Source organism: Microbacterium sp. SORGH_AS_0421 (genome assembly GCF_030818635.1).
GTDB lineage: Bacteria > Actinomycetota > Actinomycetes > Actinomycetales > Microbacteriaceae > Microbacterium.
The window spans coordinates 340,903-360,066 of record NZ_JAUTAO010000001.1 but is presented as its reverse complement, the minus strand read 5'-3'; the positions used below and the strand labels follow the sequence as shown (position 1 = coordinate 360,066).

The window sequence follows — 19,164 nt, the reverse complement described above, 5'->3', positions numbered from 1 at the left end:
TCTCCTTTCGGATGCCGGGGCGGCGGTGCCCCGTGGAGACCACTGTCGGCGAAGAACGTCGTGTCGAAACAGGATTCGTGGTGTGAAGATCGCGCGATCTTCTGTTTTCGTGAGAACGTGGCGTATGGACACCGGCGTCACCGCTTCTTCGGCATCCCTTCCCTTCGACGATGGGGAGGTGGACACGCTCACCATCGGACGACGCATCCGACAGCTGCGCACGGCGCGGGGGATGACCCTCGACGACCTCGCCGGAGCGGTCGACCGTGCCCCGAGCCAGATGTCGATGATCGAGAACGGCCGCCGCGAGGCCAAGCTCACGCTGCTGCAGGCGATCGCCCGCGCGCTGGAGTGCAAGCTCGATCAGATCCTGGATGCCGAGCCCCTCGACCCCCGCGCCGTCCTCGAGCTGTCGGTGGAGAGGGCCATGCGCGGCCAGACGTTCCAGGCGCTGGGGATCGAGCCGTTCCGTGTGGGCCGAGCGGTGCCCGACGAGGCGCTCGCGGCGATGCTCGCGCTCCAAGCCGAGATCGAACGCCTCCGAGAGGAGCGCTCGGCCACGCCCGAAGAGGCGCGGCGAGCGAACGTGGCGCTGCGACGGCTGATGCGCAGACAGGACAATCATTTCCCGGAGCTCGAGCGAGTGGCATCCGGGATCCTCGATCGGATCGAGCACCCGGGTGGACCGCTCACCCAGCGCGGGGCGAGCGACATCGCCGCCCACCTCGGTTTCACGTTGCACTACGTGCCCGACCTCCCCTCGTCGACGCGCAGCATCGCCGACGTCAAGAACGGGCGGCTGTACCTGTCGACCAAGGTCGCGAAGGGCGATCCGCGAGCGGCGGTCCTGCAGGCGCTGTCGAGTCGGATCCTGGGGCACGGCGAGCCGACGAGCTATGACGAATTCCTCCGCCAGCGGGTGGAGACGAACTACCTCACCGGGGCACTGCTCATGCCCGAGGCCCACGTCGTGTCGGCCCTGAGCGAGGCGAAGGAGCGGCGCACGCTCAGCATCGAAGATCTCCGTGACGCCTACTCGGTGTCGTACGAGACCGCGGCTCACCGCTTCACCAATCTCGCAACCGTGCACCTGGGCATCCCGGTGCACTTCCTCAAGGTGCACGAGTCGGGGACGATCACGAAGGCGTACGAGAACGACGACGTGAACTTCCCCACCGACCGCCTCGGCTCCATCGAGGGGCAGATGTGCTGCCGGCGCTGGACGAGCCGCGTCGTCTTCGACGAGGACGACCTGTTCAACCCGTACTACCAGTACACCGACACCGGGAACGGGACGTACTGGTGCACCGCCCGCGTGGAGCAGTCGAGCGAGGGGGCCCACTCGGTGAGCGTGGGCGTGCGCTTCGACGACACGAAATGGTTCCGGGGGCGAGACACGTCGAACCGCGGTATCTCTCGGCACTCCGTCGAGACGTGCTGCCGCCGCGCCCCGGCGGAGCTCGAGGCGACCTGGCGGGGGCAGGCCTGGCCGAATGTCCGCACGCCGCGGACGTTGCTTGCGACCCTGCCGACCGGGGCGTTCCCCGGGGTCGACACGACCGAGATGTACGAGTTCCTGCAGGCGCACGCGCCGGAGTGACCCCGGCCGCAGCGACCGGGCCCGGGCCCTCCGACACGCTCGGTCGGATGCCACGGAGGCGGCGAAAGCACCCGGTCCCGGTCGCGATGCCCCGGGGCCTGAACGATCAGGGGATCACGGGCGGAAACCGGCAGGGGTGCAGAGTGCACACTCGGGCGGTCAGATCGGGCGACATGCACATAGGCCGGGGTGGGCGCCGGGAATAACGTGTCCAGCACCCGCACCGTCCCTCTTCCGCAAAAGGACACTCCCATGGCACGTATGGCCCACGCCGACGACTTCGCCCTCAGCCGCGTGACACCCGACGCCCAGAAGCACTGGTTCGGCATCGCCGTGCAGCGCTTCGGTCAGGTCTCGGCCCTGTCGCAGTTCCTCCTGGGCGCCACCCTCGGCTACGCGATGACCTTCAGCGAGGCGTTCCTCGCGCTGCTGCTCGGCTCGATCATCCTCGAGGTGATCATGTGCATCGTCGGGATCATCGGACAGAAGGAGGGGCTCAACACCGCGCTGCTGGCTCGCTGGACCGGTTTCGGCGAGATCGGGGCCTCCCTGGTGGGGCTCGCGATCGGTATCAGCCTCATCGGCTGGTTCGGCATCCAGTCGGCCATCTCGGCCGAGTCGCTCGACTCGCTGCTGCCGGGCCTGATGCCGATGTGGGCGTGGAGCCTGCTGTTCGGTCTCGCCGTCACCGCGATCGTGGCCGTCGGCTTCGTCGGCATGCAGTGGCTCGCCAACATCACCGTGCCCCTGTTCCTCGTGCTCGTGGGCTGGTCGATCATCACCGAACTCAGCAACCACTCGATCGGCGACCTGCTCACCTCGCCCGCCCCCGGACCCACCATGTCGGTGTGGCAGGGAACGGCGATCGTCGCCGGAGGTCTCATCGTCGGCGCCATCATCACCGCCGACATGACCCGCTTCAACCGCTCCAAGGCCGACGTCGTCAAGCAGACCGTCGTGGGCGTCTCGCTCGGCGAGTTCGTCATCGGCCTCTCGGGAGTGCTGCTGGCCCACGCCGCGCAGACGGGCAACATCGTCGCGATCGTCACGTCGTCGGTCGGCCTCGTGGGACTCATCATCGTCATCACCGGCACGCTGAAGATCAACGACTGGAACCTGTACTCGTCGACCCTCGGCCTGGTGAACTTCATCTCCACCGCGTTCGGCAAGAACCTGAACCGCGTCAGCACCACCATCGTGCTCGGCGTCGTCGGGTCGATCCTCGCGGCCGCCGGCATCCTGTCGCAGTTCACCGGCTTCCTCATCATCCTCGGCGTCGTCTTCCCGCCCATCGCCGGAATCATGGTCGCCGAATACTTCATCGTGCGTCGCTGGCGCGGCGAGCTCGACGCCTCGCGCGCCGAGGGCCGCCTGCCGCTCACCGCTCCGCGCCTGGTTCCCGTGACCCTGGTGGTCTGGCTCGTCTCGGCCCTCGTCGGCTACTTCGTGACCTGGGGCATTCCGGCGATCTCCTCGCTCGTGCTCTCGATCGTGCTGTACACCGTCGCCGGCAAGCTCGGCTGGGTGCGCGGTGTCGGCGAGGCGACCACCGCGCAGGCTCCCGTGCGCGACGCCGCCCCCGTGGCATCCTGACCCGTCCCCTCCGAACGAAAAGAGCTCCACCCATGCACATCGGCATCGACGTCGGCGGCACCAACACCGACGCAGTGCTCATGGACGGCAAGGACACCCTCGCCGGCGTGAAGAAGTCCACCAGCCCGGATGTCACCACCGGCATCGTCGACGCGATCGCCGCCCTGCGCGCCGAACGCGACTTCGCCGGCTCCGACATCGACGCGGTCATGATCGGCACGACCCACTTCATCAACGCGCTCGTCCAGGCCCAGCGGCTCGCCCCGACCGCCGCGGTGCGGCTCGGTCTTCCCGCCACGAAGGCCCTGCCGCCGCTCGTGGACTGGCCGAGCGTCCTCACCGACGCGATCCAGGCGCGCAGCTACCTCGCCCACGGAGGGTACGAGTTCGACGGGCGGCCGATCTCCCCGCTCGATGAGGACGAGCTGCGCGGCATCGCCGACGACATGAAAGCGAACGGCGTGCGCTCCGTGGCGATCTCGTCGGTGTTCTCGCCGGTCAATCACGACCTCGAGGTGCGCGCGGCCGAGATCCTCGGCGATGTGCTGGGGCCCGACGTGGCCATCTCGCTCTCGCACGAGATCGGCCGGATCGGATTGCTCGAGCGCGAGAACGCGACGATCATCAACGCCGCGCTCCGCGAACTCGCCTCCGAGATCGTCGACGGGCTCACCGCGGCGGTGCGCGCGGAGGGGATCGAGGCCCCGATCTTCCTCAGCCAGAACGACGGCACGCTGATGGACGAGGACTACGTGCGCCTGTATCCCGTCGCCACCTTCGCATCGGGTCCCACCAACTCGATGCGCGGCGCCGCGCTCACCAGCGGCCTGCAGACGTGCGCGGTGGTCGACATCGGCGGCACGACGGCCGACATCGGTCTGCTCAACGCCGGGTTCCCCCGGGAGACGGCGAACGAGGTCAAGGTCGCCGGCATCCGCACCAACTTCCGGATGCCGGACGTGCTGTCGATCGGCATCGGCGGCGGCTCGATCGTCGATGAAGAGACCGCGGAGGTGGGGCCCGCATCCGTCGGTTACCGCCTGACCGAGGAGGCGCTGGTGTTCGGCGGCTCCACGCTCACCGCGACCGACATCGCCGTCGCGGCAGGGCGCGCGAACGTGGGCGACCCCTCGCGCGTCGCGCACCTCGACCCCCACTTCGTCCAGCGCGTGCTCGCACGCATCGCCGATCGCGTGGCCGAGGCCGTCGACCGCATGCGCACCTCGCCCGAGCCGATCCCGGTCGTCGCCGTCGGCGGCGGCAGCATCCTCCTCCCCGAGGAGCTGCCGATGTTCGGCGCTGTGCATCGCCCCCTCAACTACGCGGTCGCCAACGCCATCGGCGCGTCCATCGCCCAAGTGGGCGGCGAGATCGACAAGGTCTACGCGATCGAGCCCGGCCGCCGCGACGAAGGCATCGCCGCGATCCGCGCCGAGGCCGTCGACAAGGCCATCGCCGCGGGCGCGCGACCGTCGTCGGTGTCGATCGTCGACTTCGACGAGGTGCCGATCCCCTACCTGCCGGGTAACGCCACCCGGGTGCGCGTGAAGGCCGTGGGCGATCTCGACATGGGCGTGCGGGCGTGAGCTGGCAGCTCACCCCGTCGGTCGTGGGCGACCTCGCCCGCGGCGCCGCGGTGCTCGGCACCGGCGGCGGGGGAGACCCGTACATCGGCGCGCTGCTCGCCCGCCAGGCACTGGCCGTCCACGGGGCGGTCACGGTCGTGGGCCTCGACGAACTGCCCGACGACGCCCTCGTGCTGACCGTCGCGATGATGGGGGCCCCGACCGTCATGGTCGAGAAGCTCCCGAGCCTCGAAGAGGTCGTCGCACCCGTGCACGCGCTCGGCGCCTCGCTCGGGCGCCCCGTCACCCACATCGCGTGCGCCGAGGCCGGCGGGGTCAACTCGACCATCCCGATCGCCGCCGCAGCAGCCCTGGGCCTGCCGCTGCTCGATGCCGACGGCATGGGCCGCGCGTTTCCCGAGCTGCAGATGGTGCTCCCCACGCTCTACGGCATCACCGCATCGCCCCTCGCCTTCGCCGACGAGAAGGGCAACACCGCCGTGCTGTCCACGATCGACAACACCTGGACCGAACGCATCGCGCGCGTCGCGTGCGTCGAGATGGGGTGCTCGGTCATGCTCGCCGGTTTCGCCATGTCGGGGGCGAGCGCACGCGAGGTGCTCGTGCCCGCATCGCTGTCGGCGTGCCTGTCCATCGGACGCGGCATCGTCGCGGCGCGCGACGCGAAGACCGACCCGGTCGCCGCGGTCGTCGCCGCCCTCGGTGGGCGCGAGGTCTTCGAGGGCAAGGTCGTCGACGTCGAGCGCGGGACCACCGCGGGCTTCGCCCGCGGCAACGCCCGCATCGAGGGCCCGGGCGACACGCTGACGCTGTCGTTCCAGAACGAGCACCTCATCGCGCGCACGACCACCGGCATCCTTGTCACGACCCCCGACCTCATCATCGTGCTCGACGCCGAGAGCGCCGAGCCCATCACCACCGAGGGGCTTCGCTACGGCCAGCGCGTGCGCGTGGTCGCCGCGCCGAGCGACGAGCGCTGGCACGGTGCCGACGCCCTCGCCATGGTCGGACCCGGCTACTTCGGCTACGACCTGCCCTCCCACCGCTTCGACGGAACCATCGAGAACTCGGAGACCGCCGCATGAGCTGGACCCTGACTGCCGCCGACCTCCCCGACCTCGCCCGCGGCGCAACGTTGCTGGGAACCGGGGGCGGCGGCGACCCCTACATCGGGCAGAAGCTCGTGGAGCGCGTGCTCGGCGCGGGGAGCATCACCGTGCTCGACCCCGACGAGATCGCCGACGACCTGTTCGTGATCCCCACCGCGCAGATGGGCGCCCCGACCGTGATGGTCGAGAAGATCCCGGCCGGCACCGAGCCCACGCTTGCGCTGCGCACCCTCGAGAAGCACCTCGGACGCACCGCCGATGCGACCATGCCGATCGAGTGCGGGGGCATCAACTCGATGATCCCGCTTCTCGTCGCCGCCGAAACCGGTCTCCCGGTGGTGGATGCCGACGGCATGGGCCGCGCCTTCCCGGAACTGTCGATGGAGACCTTCGCCGTCTACGGCGTGCACGGTTCGCCCCTCGCCCTCGCGGGGGAGCGCGGCGAGACCGCCGTCATCGACACCGGCGACGACGACCGTCAGATGGAGTGGCTGGCCCGTGGAGTCACGATCCGCCTCGGCGGAGTGTCGCACATCGCCGAGTACGCCATGACCGGGGCCGACGTGCGCCGCACGGCGATCCCGCGGACGCTGTCGATGGCGCTGGCACTGGGTCGTGGCATCCGCGAGGCCCGTGAGCAGCATCGCTCGCCGTTCGAGGCCATCGCCGAGACCCTCTCGACCACCCTCTATCCGCATGTGCGGGAGCTGTTCGTGGGGAAGGTCGCCGACGTCGAGCGGCGCACCACCGACGGCTTCGCGAAGGGACGGGCGACCATCGCCGCCCTCGGGCCCGAGGACGACTCGACCCTCGAGGTGGCGTTCCAGAACGAGAACCTCGTCGCCCACCGTGACGGCGTGCTCGTGGCGATCGTGCCCGACCTCATCTGCATCACCGACATCGAGTCCGCCGAGCCCATCACGACGGAGGGCCTGCGCTACGGCCAGCGCGTGCGCGTGCTCGGCATCTCGACGCCCGACATCATGCGCACCCCCGGCGCGCTCGCCGCATTCGGCCCTTCGGCGTTCGGTCTCGCCGACGCGTTCACCCCGGTCGAGCAGCTCGAGCCGGAGGACGCCCGCGCGCTGATTACCCTGTGAGCATGAGAACCCTCGGGCCCGACCGCCTGCCGGCGCTGGCCCGGGGGTTCTCGCTGCTCGGCTCGGGCGGGGGCCGGGGCCACCACCCTGCTCGAGCTCATGGCCGCCGAACTGCTCGACGGCCCGGTCGAGGTGCATGACGTCGACGACCTCGACCCGCTCACCCCGTGCGTCGCCGTCGGATTCGCCGGGTCGACCTACCTGCTGGGCGAACGCGTGCCCGCTGAAGACGCCTTCGTGCCGCTGCTGGCTGCGGCCGAGCGCTGGACCGGGGTGGCCGCAGTGGCCGTGTGCGCGATGGAGGGGGCCGGCCTGAACGGCCTCACGCCGTTCCTCCTCGCCCGCGACTACACGCTCGTCGACGCCGATCTGATGGGTCGCGCGCTGCCCGGGATCGACCAGCTCTCCCTGGTGGTCGACGCCGTGCCCGGTGTGGTGCTGGTCGCCGACACCGGAGGGGGCGTCATGGTCGTGGAATCCACGCGGCCCGCCGACGTCGAGAGCCTCGTACGCGCGAGTCTCATCCGAGCCGGGGGTGCCGGCGCCGTTCTCGTCGCGGGCTTCACCGTCGGCGACCTGGCGACCCATGGCATCCCGGGCACCTTCGCCCGGGCGGCCGCGCTGGGCGACGCCGATGTCTTCGGCGAGAGCCTCCCCGGTGGGCGGATCCTCGCGGCGGGACGGGTGAGTGCGGTGGACGCCGTTCCCGACGACCCCTTCGTCCGATCGATCGAGCTGACCGGCGACGACGGTGCGCTGCTGCGCCTGGTCGCACGGTCGGAGTTCCTCGCGGTGACCCGCGACGGGCGGACGATCGCGGCATCCCCCGACATCCTCGTGGCGATCGACAGCGTGTCGGGCGACGTGCTCCAGGTCGACGCGGTCACGCTCGCCCGTCACGTGCGCGTGGTGTCGCTTCCGGCGCCGGCGTGGTGGACGGCCGCCGCCGGCCGCCTCGCGCACGTGATGCCCGCCGTCTATGGGTTGCCCGATCTGGAGGTGGAGTCGTGATGACCGCGCTGCGATCCTCGCCCCGCCAACCGAGGAGAGCGCCGTGACGCCCCTGGATCTGCGCGCGCTACTGGCGCACCCCGCGAACGGCCGGGTCCGTGTGCTGGTCGACGCCCCGGGCGTCGAGGCCTTCGCCGGTGTGGTGGTCGCCGCGCGCGAAGCGCTGCTGCCCGAACGGGGAGACGGCGACCTCGCCGCGCTCATCGAGCGACCGCCCTCGGCGCCGTGGCAGCAGGACGCCCTCGTGCGCCGCGTGCGCGACCGCGGCTTTCGCGGTCTCGCCCTCTCCGGGGCGGATGTGCTGGGGGCCGGCAGTCGCGGCCTCGCCGCCCGCCTGGGGCTCACCCTGCTCGCCGTCGACGACCCGATGGCCCTGGCCCGCGCCGGGTGGGAGCTCGTTCAGGGTCGTGACGCCCTGACGCTCGGGTACGTCAGGCGCGTGGCGCAGTCGATCGAGTACTCCGCCGCGCACCTGGCCGACCTGCTGCGCCACCTCTCGGCCAGCGTCGGACACGGTGTCGCGCTCATCGACGCCGAGGGCGTGCTGCTGCAAGCCGGTGGTGACCTGCCCGAGCCGGTGAGAGCGGCGATCGACTTCGGCCTCTGGCAGGACGTGGTCTCGGTCGCCGAAGGAGCGGCCGCGTCGGTGCGCGTCGACAGCCCGAGCCGCGCGGGGCTGCGGCTGGCCGTCTTCGGGACGGGGCTCAGCGCCGCGCAGCTGTCGGCCCTGGCCGTGGCGGCGGAGGTGGCGATGCCGGCGGTGGCCGCGCGCATCCTCATCGACGAGGTGGCGGACGTGAGCGATGCCGCCGTGGCATCCGGTCTGCTCCGGGAGTTCCTCGAGGCCCGCGACGCCCGCGACCCCGATGTCGAGCAGCGCATGAGCGAGCGGGGCTGGCGCACGGGTGGGTACCACCTCGCGTTCCGCATCGCCGGGCGCCGTCGGCTCGAGACACTCGAGCTGCTGCGTTTCGTTCGGCGGATCCTCGCTGCCCTCCCCGTCGACTCGCAGGCCGTGACCAGCGGCCGCGGCGTGACCGGCTGGCTGAGCTTCGCCGAGCCGCCGGCACCGGACCGCCTCGACGAGCACGTCGCCGCCGTGCGCGCCCTGCACGACCAGGTGCGACGCTCGTTCGACGTCGCAACCGGCGTCGGGTCGCTCGACAGTGGCGCGAGCGGGCTGTTGCGCAGCATCGACGGCGCGGTCGACGGCGCGCGCATCGCCGCCGGACGCGCCGCGACGGGCTGGTTCGTGCGCGTCGACGCCCTGGGCATCGAGCAGGTGCTGCTGTCGTGGGCCGGGTCCGACACCTTCGTGCCCGCCGCCGAGTCGCTCCTCGCTCCTCTCGCCTCGCAGGGCCCGGAACTGCTCGAGACGTTGACGGCTTACCTCGACCACGAGTCCGGCGTCTCGGCCACGGCGACCGCCCTGGGCCTGCATCGCAATACCGTGGCGATGCGCATCGCTCGCGCGCAGGAGTTGCTCGGCGTCGACCTCACCGACACCGACGCCCGTCTCGCCCTGCACCTCGCCTGCCGCGCGCTGCGCTGAGGCCGTCGCGGGGGCGGCTGGCGGCTGGCGGCGCGCCGTCCTGCGGAGTGTGGGCCGGACACGCCGTTCGGGATGCCGATGTATCGGCGTGTCTCGGACGAACTCCGCACGACGGTTCACGCCGCGAGCACCGACCCCGCGGGGCGACGGGGGGAGGGTTGCGTGAATACCTTTCGCGTGTAAGGTTTTAGAGCAGTGAGCTCCGTCCCCCCGGAGCGCTTTCGATGAGGAGAGCCAGTCATGAAGCACACCCTCGCGGCATCCACCGCGGTCGTCGGACTCGTCCTGGGCGGTCTCGCCGCGGCATCCCCCGCCGTCGCCGCACCGGCAGAGAAGCCCGGTCCGCCGGGGCACGCCGGTCCGCCCGCGCATGCCGGCCCCGGCGCACGTGACCTCGAGCGCTATGCCGCCGACACCTGGGCCTCGCTCGCGGCGATGGCCCACGAGAACACCGGCCTTCCCGACGACAACATCGGGGGTGCGCTGGATGAGTCCACGGCATCCGGCTACACCTCGCCGACCAACATCGGCGGGTACCTGTGGTCGACGGTGACCGCGCGCGACCTCGGCATCATCGACGCCGACGAAGCGCGGGATCGCTTGACCGCGACGGTGTCGACGCTCGAGAGGATGGAGCGCAACGACGCCAGCGGTATGTACTACAACTGGTACGCGCCCGACACCGGCGCCAAGCTCGAGATCTTCCCGACCTCGGGCGAGGTCATCCACCCGTTCCTCAGCACCGTCGACAACGGCTGGCTCGCGGCGGGGCTGAGGATCGTCCGCGAGGCCGAGCCGACCCTCGCCGATCGAGCCGACACGCTCTACCGGTCGATGGACTTCTCGGCGTTCTTCGACGCGGCGGGGGCGGCGGGACTCCCGGCCGGCACGAACCGCGGCGGCTTCTGGGAGGCCCCTCCCGGCGACGGCTGTGCGGTCGAGGCGCCGATGTACAACGGCAGCGGTGAGACCGCGTTCTACACGTGCCACCACTACGACACGACCGTGAGCGAGAGCCGCATCGCGACCTACCTCGGCATCTCGGAGGGGGCGATCCCGGCGACGGGGCTGTACGGCACCCACCGCACCATGCCCGCCGGCTGCGACTGGGCGTGGCAGGAGCAGCTGCCCACCGGCGAGACTCGCACCTATGACGGCGTCGACGTCTATGAGGGCGTGTATTCCTACGACGGCATGTCGTTCGCCCCGAGCTGGGGCGGGAGCATGTTCGAGGCGCTCATGCCCGATCTGCTGATCCCCGAGACCGAATGGGGCCCTCGCTCGTGGGGCGTGAACCACCCGATCACCGTCGAGGTGCAGAAGCGTCACGGGCTGAAAGAGGCCGGGTACGGGTACTGGGGCTTCTCGCCCGCCAGCAACCCCTTCGGCGGCTACGCCGAGTACGGCGTCGACATCGCCGGCATGCGCTCCGACGGATACACCTCGGATGCCGAGAAGACCGACGTCGACATCGACCGCCCGGGCTGCGCCGAGGGGACGAACCCCGACCCCACCTTCGGTGACGGCGTCGTCACGCCGCATGCCGCGTTCCTCGCGTTGCCGTACGACCGCGCCGGTGTGCTGAAGAACCTGCGGGGCCTGGAGAAGAAGCTCGGCGCCTATGGGCCCGGCGGGTTCTACGACGCCGTCGCGGTGAAGAGCGGCACGATCGCCGAGCGATACCTGTCGCTCGACCAGTCGATGATCATGGCGGCGATCGGCAACGCGCTGACGGGTGACTCCCTGAAGGACTACATGGTCGATGACAGGATGGAGCAGAACCTCCGGCCCGCCATCGAACAGCAGGTCTTCGGCTCGTCGTGGGGCGCCTCGCGTCCCTGACGGATCGACCGCTAGATGCCCGGTGCCTCGCGGAGGTGCCGGGCATCGGTGTGTCCGGACGGGGAGGGGATGCCGATGACCGACGCACCAGCACAGCGCGGGCGTCGCGGCAGCTATGCGAAGGGGCAGCAGACGCGCCAACGCATCGTCGACGAGGCGGTCGTCGTCTTCGGGCGGTCGGGCGTGACGGCAGGGTCGCTCCGCGAGGTCGCCGCCCGAGTCGGCCTCACCCCCGCGGGGCTCCTGCACCACTTCGCCTCGAAGGAGGAGCTGTTCGCCGAGGTGTTGCGCCAGCGCGACGAGCGCGTCCGCGCGGCCGCCGGCGACCCGGACGAGCACACCCTCGTCGAGCAGATGCGCAAAGTGGTCGCGCACAACGCCACCACGCGCGGCCTCACGTCTTTGTACACACTGGTCGTCGCCGAGGCCGGCGACCCCGCCCACCCCTCGCACGAGGCTTTCGCCGAGCGGTATCGCCGCAGCGCCGAGACGGCCGCGGAGCTGCTGCGGGCCGGGCAGGCCGCGGGGGAGGTGCGCGCCGACGTCGATCCGGAGCGCGCCGCGCGGCTGCTGAGCGCCGTGATGGACGGCCTGCAGCAGCAGTGGCTCCTCGACGAGTCGGTGGACATGCCCGCGCTTTTCGCCGAGTTCGTGCGGGGTTATCTCGAACCTCACGGCTGAGGTGGCGGCATCCGTTCCGTCCGTGGGCTGGTGGTGCTCGTGGGCCGTGCGGCGGAGATCGTGCGGGTCGCCTGGGCCGTCCGGCGGAGTTGGTGGTGAAACGCCGGTTCTGGCTGCCGATGGCTCGGCGTGTTGGCGGTCGATTCCGCCGGAGGGTACGTGTGAGGTCTGGCAGTGGTGGGGGCGTTCGTGGGGGTCGCCTGGGCCGTCCGGCGGAGTTGGTGGTGAAACGCCGGTTCTGGCTGCCGGTGGCCCGGCTTGTCGGGCGTGAATTCCGCCGGACGGTACGGGTCGTGCGGGGCCGTGCGGCGATCACGCCCGGTGCAGACCTCGGTCGAGGTGAGCACGGATGGCGAGCTCGACCGTCGGCCAGTCGTGCACGACCATCGCGTAGTCGAAGCGGAGGGTGACGAAGCCCCACGCCGCGGCGTGGGCGTCGCGCACGAGATCGCGGTGCCGGTGGTCGGGGCTCGCATGGTTGTCTGCGCCGTCGACCTCGACGATCAAGCGTTCACCGAGCAAGAGGTCGACGCGTCCCACCGACACGACGCCGTGCTGTGTCCTCACCTCGACGCCCCAGTCTCGGAGACGCCATCGGACCAGGGTTTCCAACCCGCTCTCGGCGTCGCTCCGTGCGAACGCGATCGCCTCGCGGCCCGTGTCGTTCGTGTGTGCCGCGAGCCACGACAGCTCGGTGGGCCCGATCTTGCTCTGATGGAGTGCGGATTCCAAGGCGACGACGAAGTCCTCGACCCCGCGGCAACGGAGGATCTGCCGCAGGGTCTGAGCCACTGCGGGAACGCCGAAGGTGTCGGCGACATCGTGGTCCCAGTGCGGCACTGATCCGGTCCCACGCCGGTGCCCGCGTGGCCTCAGACCGACGTGCAGCGGCTCCGGGGCGGCCATGGTCCACAGGCCGTGATGTCGCGCGGCGCTGACGCACGCCGGTGGACCGCCGAGCAGGGCGGCGCTCATGACGGGCTCGCACGCATCGGCATCCGCGTATATCCCTCGCCGCAGGCGTACGAGCCTCCCGGCCTGCAGAGCGCTCTCGATCGCGCGACGGGTCATCCCCGCGGCGAACAGCTCGGTGCGGGTGTGTATCGACGAGCCGCTGCACATCGCCCCAGGCTTGCGGACTCTGCGGCGTCCGCAGTGCGGTTCGGTCCCCATCTGTGGATGCCGTGGGGAATTCGTCATCTGGGGAGGAGCCGCGGCGGCCGCCAGGTGGGGTGGGCCGGGTGCGGGAGTGGGGATCGGGGGACGTGCCGCCGGGCGGAGTTTGCGCAGGACACGCGGGGGCGATCGCCCCTTGAGCGGTGTGTCCTCGTGAATCTCCGCGAGACGGCACACTGGCCGGGGTTGTCCGCCGTGCCGTCGAGTGGAGTCGAAGCCCGACGCGCCGACAGAGGAGGGCGCCGGGTGGTGTGTCGCCGCCGAACTCCACGAGACGGCACACTGGCCGGCGTTGTCCGCCGTGCCGTCGAGTGGAGTCCATGCCCGACGCGCCGGCAGAGGAGGGCGCCGGGTGGCGTGTCGCTGCCGAGTTCCGCGAGACGGCACGCTGGCCGGCGTTGTCTGCCGTGCCGTCGGGCGGAGTTCAAGCCCGACGGGCCGGCAGAGGAGGGCGCCGGGTGGCGTGTCGCTGCCGAGTTCCGCGAGACGGCACGCTGGCCGGCGTTGTTCGCCGTGCCGTCGAGCGGAGTCCATGCCCGACGCGCCGGCAGAGGAGGGCGCCGGGCGGCGTGTCGCCGACGAGCTCCGCCTGACGGCGCGCGGCGCCGGTCGACGGGCCTACGGGCCTACGGGCCTACGGGCCTACGGGCCTACGGGCCTACGGGCCTACGGGCCTACGGGCCTACGGGCCCACGGGCCGACGGGCCCACGGGCCCACGGCATCCGGCCCACGGGTTGCACCGCGAAGGTTATGCGCTTAAACTCAACCGCGACGTGCAAGCGGCACCCGACGGCGGGTGCCTCGTTCGAGGAGGAACAATGAAGATCACCCGATGGAGCGCGGTGGCCGTGGTCGCCGCGGCCGCGATCGCCCTCACCGGTTGCGGGCGCACCTCCGACACCGGCTCCGGTCCCGCCGAAGCCTCGACGATCGGTGACGCCAAGGCCGAGGGCACGCTCACGATGTGGGCGATGGGTGCCGAGGGCGAGGCGCTGCCGGAGTTCGTGAAGCAGTTCGAGGATGCCAACCCGGGTGTCACGGTCGACGTCACCCCCGTGCCGTGGGATGCCGCGTACAGCAAGTTCCAGACGGCGATCGCCGGCGGCAACACCCCCGACCTCGCCATGGTCGGCTCGACGTGGATGGCCGACTTCGGTGACGCGCTGCAGACGGTTCCCACCGACCTCTCGACCGACGGCATCTTCCCCGGAGCGATCGACTCGACGATGATCGACGACCGCGCGACCGGGGTGCCCTGGTACGTCGACACGCGCGTGCTGTACTACCGCACCGACATCGCGGCCCAGGCCGGATGGACGAAGGCCCCCGCCACCTGGGATGAGCTGAAGCAGATGGCCGCCGACATGCAGTCCAAGGGTGGGGCCGACTACGGCATCCGCTTCCCCGCCGGCAACGATTCGTTCCAGGGCAACCTGTGGATGCCGTGGTCCAACGGTGCTCAGCTCGAGGACGGGTCGAAATGGACCCTCGACACTCCCGAGACCGCCGAGGCGTTCCAGTACTACCAGAGCTTCTACACCGACGGCATCGCCAACCCGGCCGCCGATCGCTCGGCCGGGGCGCAGGAGGCGGACTTCGTCTCGGGCAAGACCCCGATGCTCATCGACGGCCCCTTCCTCATCGGTCAGCTCGAGACGCTCGGCGGCGCCGGCTTCAGCGACAAGTTCACCACCGCGGTGCTGCCGGCCAAGGAGTCGTCGACGTCGTTCAGCGGTGGCGCCAACCTCGCCGTGTTCGACAACTCGAAGAACGCCGCCAGCGCGTGGAAGCTCGTCCAGTGGCTCACGCAGCCCGACACGCAGGCCGCGTGGTACGACGCGACCGGTGACCTCCCCGCTGTTCAGGATGCCTGGAAGGCCGACGCCCTCGCCTCGTCCAAGACGCTCGCCGCGTTCGGCACGCAGCTCGAGACCGCCAAGTCGGTGCCCGCCGTCACGACGTGGGTGCAGGTCGCCGCGGCCGGCGACGCGATGCTCGAGAAGATCCGTCTCGGCCAGCAGTCCCCGGCCGACGGGTTGAAGGAGCTCCAGGCCACCGCCGACCAGCTGGGTCTGGGCTGAGGCCGTGACGCAGGCAGTCGTGGGCGCGACCGGGACGCGTCGTGCGCCCGGTCGCGCCCGCGCCGGCGGGGCGTCGAGCCGCCGTCGGCGCCAGGGATGGGTCGCGTGGGGCTTCGCCCTGCCGTTCGTCGCGGTCTTCGCGGTCTTCATGGTCGTGCCGATCGTGGGCTCGTTCGCGATGTCGTTCACGGACTTCACGGCCCGCGACATCCGCTCGCCGTTCTCGGTGAACTTCGTGGGACTCCAGCAGTACGCCGGGGTCCTCGGCGACCCGGTCTTCCTGACCTCGCTGGGCGTGACCGCGACGTTCGTCGTCGTCGGCATCCCGGTGACGATGGCTCTCGCTTTGGCTCTCGCCCTCGCGCTCAACGCCAGCAACGGCCGCATCGTCTCGGTGCTGCGGGTGGGCTTCTACGCCCCGGTCGTCACGAGCATCGTGGCCGTCGCGGTGGTGTGGCGCTACATCCTCCAGCCGGAGGGGCTGCTGAACTCGGCACTGGCCATCATCGGCATCCAGGGTCCGGACTGGCTCAACGACACCCGCACGGCGCTGCCGTCGCTCATCGCGATGGCGGTCTGGCGCAACGTCGGCACCCTCATGGTGATCTTCCTCGCCGGGCTCCAGGCCATCCCCACCGACGTGAAGGAGGCCGCCCTCATGGACGGCGCCTCGTCGTGGCGGCGCCTGACCTCGGTGACCCTGCCGCTGCTGCGTCCGACGCTGCTGCTGGGCGCGGTGCTCATCTCGGTCGGGTTCCTGCAGTTCTTCGAGGAGGCCTTCGTGATGACCCAGGGCGGCCCGCTCAACTCCACCCTCTCGGTGGCGTACTACACGTTCAAGCAGTTCGGTTTCGGGCAGTACGGCGCGGCCTCGGCTGCGAGCTACCTGCTCTTCCTCGCGATCGCGCTGCTCAGCCTGGTGCAGTTCCGCGTGCTGCGCTCGAAGGATTGAGGGAGGATGCCATGACACTCACGTCTCCCGCGGCTCCCGCCGCCGCCGCCCAGACCGTCGAGCCGCCGCGCCGGCGCCGGTCGCCCGACCGCATGGCCCCGGGCCGGTTGCTCACCTACATCGTGCTCGTCGTCGGCCTGCTCGTGTGGATCCTGCCCTTCGCCTGGATGCTGCTGGGCTCGGTCAAGACGCAGCGCGAGATCCTGCAGCGTCCGCCGACGTGGTGGCCGCAGCAGTTCACCTGGGACAACTTCGGCGCCTGGTTCGGGCAGCTGAACTTCGGTCAGTTCTTCGGCAACAGCGTCGTCGTGGCCCTGTTCACGGTCCTCGGCAACCTCGTGTTCTGCTCGATGGTCGGCTACGCGCTGGCGAAGATGGACTTCCCCGGCAAGAAGGCGCTGTTCGTCGTCGTGATGGTGACCCTGATGGTCCCCGGCGTGGTCACGTTCGTGCCGCTGTTCGTGATGGTGTCGTCGCTGGGTCTCGTCGACAGCTACGCCGCGCTCATCCTGCCGTTCGTCACGACCCCGCTGGGCGTCTTCCTCATGCGGCAGTTCATGCTCGGCATCCCGGACCCGCTGCTGGAGGCCGCGCGCATCGACGGTGCCGGGGAGCTGCGGATCTTCGCCCGGATCGTCATGCCGCTGTGCGGGCCGCCGCTGGCGACCCTCGGCATCCTGACCTTCCTCGCCTCGTGGAACAACTTCCTCTGGCCGCTCGTGGCGGCGCAGACCGAGGCGAAGTACACCCTGCCGGTCGCGCTGTCGCTGTACTCGACGGGGCAGAACGCCACCGACTACGGCCTGCTGCTGGCCGGTTCGGTGCTGGTCATCGCGCCGATCATCCTGCTGTTCGTCTTCTTGCAGCGCTACTTCATCCAGGGCATCGCCTCGACCGGCCTGAAGTGAGGCGCGGGCGGGCCCCTGTCACGGCGGCCCGCCCGGCCCCGTGTCGGCCCGCCCCCCGAGCTCCGCCGCCGGCTCCTGCACCGGCGGCCTCGAAAGGACCCCCATGACCTCCGCCCGCTTTCTCACCGCGCCCGACGGCACGCGCTTTCGCGACCTCAACGGCAACGGTGTGATGGACCCGTATGAGAACCCGACGCTCGGCGTCGACGAGCGCACCGACGACCTCCTCCAGCGCCTCAGCCTCGAAGAGAAGGTCGGTCTGATGTTCCAGACCGTCATCGAGGTCGGTGACGAGGGCGAGCTCCTGGAGACCCCGGGCAAGATCTCGAAGTCGCCCACGACCACGGTCGTGGTGCACAAGAGCATGAACCACTTCAACGTGCACGCGATCCGCACCGCACGCCAGGCGGCGACCTGGAACAACAACCTCCAGGCGCTCGCCGAGACCACACCTCACGGCATCCCGGTCACGATCAGCACCGACCCGCGTCACGCGTTCGTCGAGAACACGGGCGTCGCCTTCTCGGCCGGTCCCTTCTCGCAGTGGCCCGAAGGGCTGGGGCTCGCCGCCCTCGACGACGTCGACACCGTGCGCGAGTTCGCCGAGGTCGCGCGGCGCGAGTACGTCGCCGTCGGCATCCGCGCCGCTCTGCACCCGCAGATCGACCTCGCCACCGAACCGCGCTGGGGTCGACAGGCTCAGACCCTCGGACAGGATGCCGAGCGGGTCACCGCCTTCACCGCGGCGTACCTGCAGGGCTTCCAGGGCGACGAACTCGGACCCCACAGCGTCGCCTGCACGACGAAGCACTTCCCGGGCGGTGGACCCCAGCAGGGCGGTGAGGACGCGCACTTCCCCTACGGGCGCGAGCAGGTGTACCCCGGCGGTATGTTCGACTACCACCTCGCGCCGTTCCGCGAGGCGATTCGCCGCGGCACCGCCGCGATGATGCCGTACTACGGGATGCCGGTCGGCCTCGAGGTCGACGGGGAGCCCATTGAAGAGGTCGGGTTCGGGTACAACCGCCAGATCGTCACGGGCCTGCTGCGCGAACAGCTCGGCTACGACGGCGTCGTGGTGACCGACTGGGAACTCGTCAACGACAACCACGTCGGCGACCAGGTGCTGCCCGCCCGGGCGTGGGGCGTCGAGCACCTCACCGCCGTGGAGCGCATGGAGAAGATCCTGGATGCCGGGAGCGACCAGTTCGGCGGAGAGGAATGCGTCGAGATGCTCGTCGATCTCGTGCGCTCGGGCCGGGTGTCCGAGGAGCGCATCGACGCGTCGGTGCGGCGGTTGCTGCGGGTGAAGTTCCAGCTCGGTCTTTTCGACGACCCGTACGTCGACGTCGACGAGGCCGAGCGGGTCGTGGGCAATGCCGAGTTCCGCGCCCTCGGCGAGCGGGCGCAGGCGCGTTCGCTCACCGTGCTGGTGAACGAGGGGTCGATTCTGCCCCTCCGTCCCGCGGGGAACGTCTACGTCGAGGGCTTCTCGGTCGACGACGTGGCCGAGCTCGGGCGCGTGGTGGCCGACCCGGCCGAGGCCGACCTCGCCCTGGTCCGCATCGGCGCGCCGTTCGAGCCTCGCGACGACCTCTTCCTCGAGGCCTGGTTCCACCAGGGGTCGCTCGAGTTCGCGCCGGGCCTGGTCTACCGGTTGAACCAGATCGCGGCATCCTGCCCCCTCGTCATCGTGGTGAACCTCGACCGTCCCGCGATCCTCACACCGTTCGTGGGGCATGCCGCGGCCATCGTCGCCGACTACGGCAGCTCGGCGGCGGCGGTGCTCGATGCGCTCACGGGTCGTGTCGCTCCGCGGGGTCGGTTGCCGATCGAGATCCCCCGGTCGATGGATGCCGTGCGTTCCTCGCGCGAGGATGTACCGTCGGACAGCGGCGACCCCGTCTTCCCCGTGCATCACGGGCTGGAGCTCGAGGGCGCGATGGCGACGGTGTCGCAGAGGGGTTAGGGC

General features: G+C 70.7%; 14 protein-coding genes. 13 read left to right on the top strand and 1 reads right to left on the bottom strand.

The annotated features are described in order from the left end of the window. Nucleotides 1-124 precede the first annotated feature (124 nt). The 9 genes from QE416_RS01740 to QE416_RS01700 all read left to right on the top strand — a co-directional run bounded on the left by QE416_RS01740 (nucleotide 125) and on the right by QE416_RS01700 (nucleotide 12,074). Entirely contained in the window at nucleotides 125-1,600 is a 1,476-nt protein-coding gene (locus tag QE416_RS01740; RefSeq protein WP_373458874.1) for a helix-turn-helix domain-containing protein, read from the top strand. Between the two features lie 252 nt (nucleotides 1,601-1,852). Then, nucleotides 1,853-3,193, top strand: coding sequence for a cytosine permease (locus QE416_RS01735; RefSeq protein ID WP_210073267.1), 1,341 nt, complete (start codon nucleotides 1,853-1,855; stop codon nucleotides 3,191-3,193). Between the two features lie 32 nt (nucleotides 3,194-3,225). Then, nucleotides 3,226-4,779, top strand: coding sequence for a hydantoinase/oxoprolinase family protein (locus tag QE416_RS01730; protein ID WP_307313011.1), 1,554 nt, complete (start codon nucleotides 3,226-3,228; stop codon nucleotides 4,777-4,779). Next, nucleotides 4,776-5,864 (top strand): DUF917 domain-containing protein, encoded by a 1,089-nt coding sequence (locus QE416_RS01725; protein ID WP_307313010.1) that lies wholly within the window; start codon nucleotides 4,776-4,778, stop codon nucleotides 5,862-5,864. The genes QE416_RS01730 and QE416_RS01725 overlap by 4 nt, the downstream gene beginning before the upstream one ends. Further along, nucleotides 5,861-6,988, top strand: a complete 1,128-nt coding sequence (locus QE416_RS01720) for a DUF917 domain-containing protein (protein WP_267787934.1) — start codon at nucleotides 5,861-5,863, stop codon at nucleotides 6,986-6,988. Before QE416_RS01725 ends, QE416_RS01720 begins: the two co-directional genes overlap by 4 nt. Before the next feature lie 99 nt (nucleotides 6,989-7,087). Next, nucleotides 7,088-7,999 (top strand): DUF917 family protein, encoded by a 912-nt coding sequence (locus QE416_RS01715; protein WP_307313008.1) that lies wholly within the window; start codon nucleotides 7,088-7,090, stop codon nucleotides 7,997-7,999. A 43-nt stretch (nucleotides 8,000-8,042) separates the two neighbouring features. After that, nucleotides 8,043-9,551, top strand: coding sequence for a helix-turn-helix domain-containing protein (locus tag QE416_RS01710; RefSeq protein ID WP_307313007.1), 1,509 nt, complete (start codon nucleotides 8,043-8,045; stop codon nucleotides 9,549-9,551). Between the two features lie 240 nt (nucleotides 9,552-9,791). Further along, a complete protein-coding gene (locus QE416_RS01705; RefSeq protein ID WP_307313005.1) occupies nucleotides 9,792-11,393 on the top strand; it encodes a glucoamylase family protein in 1,602 nt (533 codons plus the stop codon). Nucleotides 11,394-11,468: 75 nt separating this feature from the next. After that, the gene (locus QE416_RS01700) at nucleotides 11,469-12,074 is read left to right on the top strand and encodes a TetR/AcrR family transcriptional regulator (RefSeq protein ID WP_307313004.1); all 606 of its coding nucleotides are present in this window, start codon (nucleotides 11,469-11,471) and stop codon (nucleotides 12,072-12,074) included. Between the two features lie 312 nt (nucleotides 12,075-12,386). Here QE416_RS01700 and QE416_RS01695 read toward each other — a convergent pair whose 3' ends face one another. After that, complete coding sequence (locus QE416_RS01695; protein WP_307313003.1) at nucleotides 12,387-13,196, bottom strand: type IV toxin-antitoxin system AbiEi family antitoxin domain-containing protein; 810 nt, start codon at nucleotides 13,194-13,196, stop codon at nucleotides 12,387-12,389. Nucleotides 13,197-14,069: 873 nt separating this feature from the next. On the opposite strand from QE416_RS01695, the gene QE416_RS01690 reads away from it, so the two are divergent. From QE416_RS01690 to QE416_RS01675, 4 genes are all read left to right on the top strand, one after another. After that, the gene (locus tag QE416_RS01690; RefSeq protein ID WP_307313002.1) at nucleotides 14,070-15,332 is read left to right on the top strand and encodes an extracellular solute-binding protein; all 1,263 of its coding nucleotides are present in this window, start codon (nucleotides 14,070-14,072) and stop codon (nucleotides 15,330-15,332) included. Nucleotides 15,333-15,336: 4 nt separating this feature from the next. Then, nucleotides 15,337-16,284, top strand: coding sequence for a carbohydrate ABC transporter permease (locus tag QE416_RS01685; protein ID WP_210073286.1), 948 nt, complete (start codon nucleotides 15,337-15,339; stop codon nucleotides 16,282-16,284). A gap of 11 nt (nucleotides 16,285-16,295) precedes the next feature. Continuing rightward, nucleotides 16,296-17,192 (top strand): carbohydrate ABC transporter permease, encoded by an 897-nt coding sequence (locus QE416_RS01680; protein ID WP_210073288.1) that lies wholly within the window; start codon nucleotides 16,296-16,298, stop codon nucleotides 17,190-17,192. A 103-nt stretch (nucleotides 17,193-17,295) separates the two neighbouring features. After that, nucleotides 17,296-19,161, top strand: coding sequence for a glycoside hydrolase family 3 protein (locus QE416_RS01675; RefSeq protein ID WP_307312999.1), 1,866 nt, complete (start codon nucleotides 17,296-17,298; stop codon nucleotides 19,159-19,161). Nucleotides 19,162-19,164 lie beyond the last annotated feature (3 nt).

Coding starts and splice junctions, on each gene's coding strand:
- QE416_RS01695 (WP_307313003.1), bottom strand. CDS start 13,196: ATGTGCAGCGGCTCGTCGATACACACCCGCACCGAGCTGTTCGCCGCG.
- QE416_RS01735 (WP_210073267.1), top strand. CDS start 1,853: ATGGCACGTATGGCCCACGCCGACGACTTCGCCCTCAGCCGCGTGACA.
- QE416_RS01720 (WP_267787934.1), top strand. CDS start 5,861: ATGAGCTGGACCCTGACTGCCGCCGACCTCCCCGACCTCGCCCGCGGC.
- QE416_RS01675 (WP_307312999.1), top strand. CDS start 17,296: ATGACCTCCGCCCGCTTTCTCACCGCGCCCGACGGCACGCGCTTTCGC.
- QE416_RS01740 (WP_373458874.1), top strand. CDS start 125: ATGGACACCGGCGTCACCGCTTCTTCGGCATCCCTTCCCTTCGACGAT.
- QE416_RS01730 (WP_307313011.1), top strand. CDS start 3,226: ATGCACATCGGCATCGACGTCGGCGGCACCAACACCGACGCAGTGCTC.
- QE416_RS01680 (WP_210073288.1), top strand. CDS start 16,296: ATGACACTCACGTCTCCCGCGGCTCCCGCCGCCGCCGCCCAGACCGTC.
- QE416_RS01700 (WP_307313004.1), top strand. CDS start 11,469: ATGACCGACGCACCAGCACAGCGCGGGCGTCGCGGCAGCTATGCGAAG.
- QE416_RS01705 (WP_307313005.1), top strand. CDS start 9,792: ATGAAGCACACCCTCGCGGCATCCACCGCGGTCGTCGGACTCGTCCTG.
- QE416_RS01690 (WP_307313002.1), top strand. CDS start 14,070: ATGAAGATCACCCGATGGAGCGCGGTGGCCGTGGTCGCCGCGGCCGCG.
- QE416_RS01715 (WP_307313008.1), top strand. CDS start 7,088: ATGGCCGCCGAACTGCTCGACGGCCCGGTCGAGGTGCATGACGTCGAC.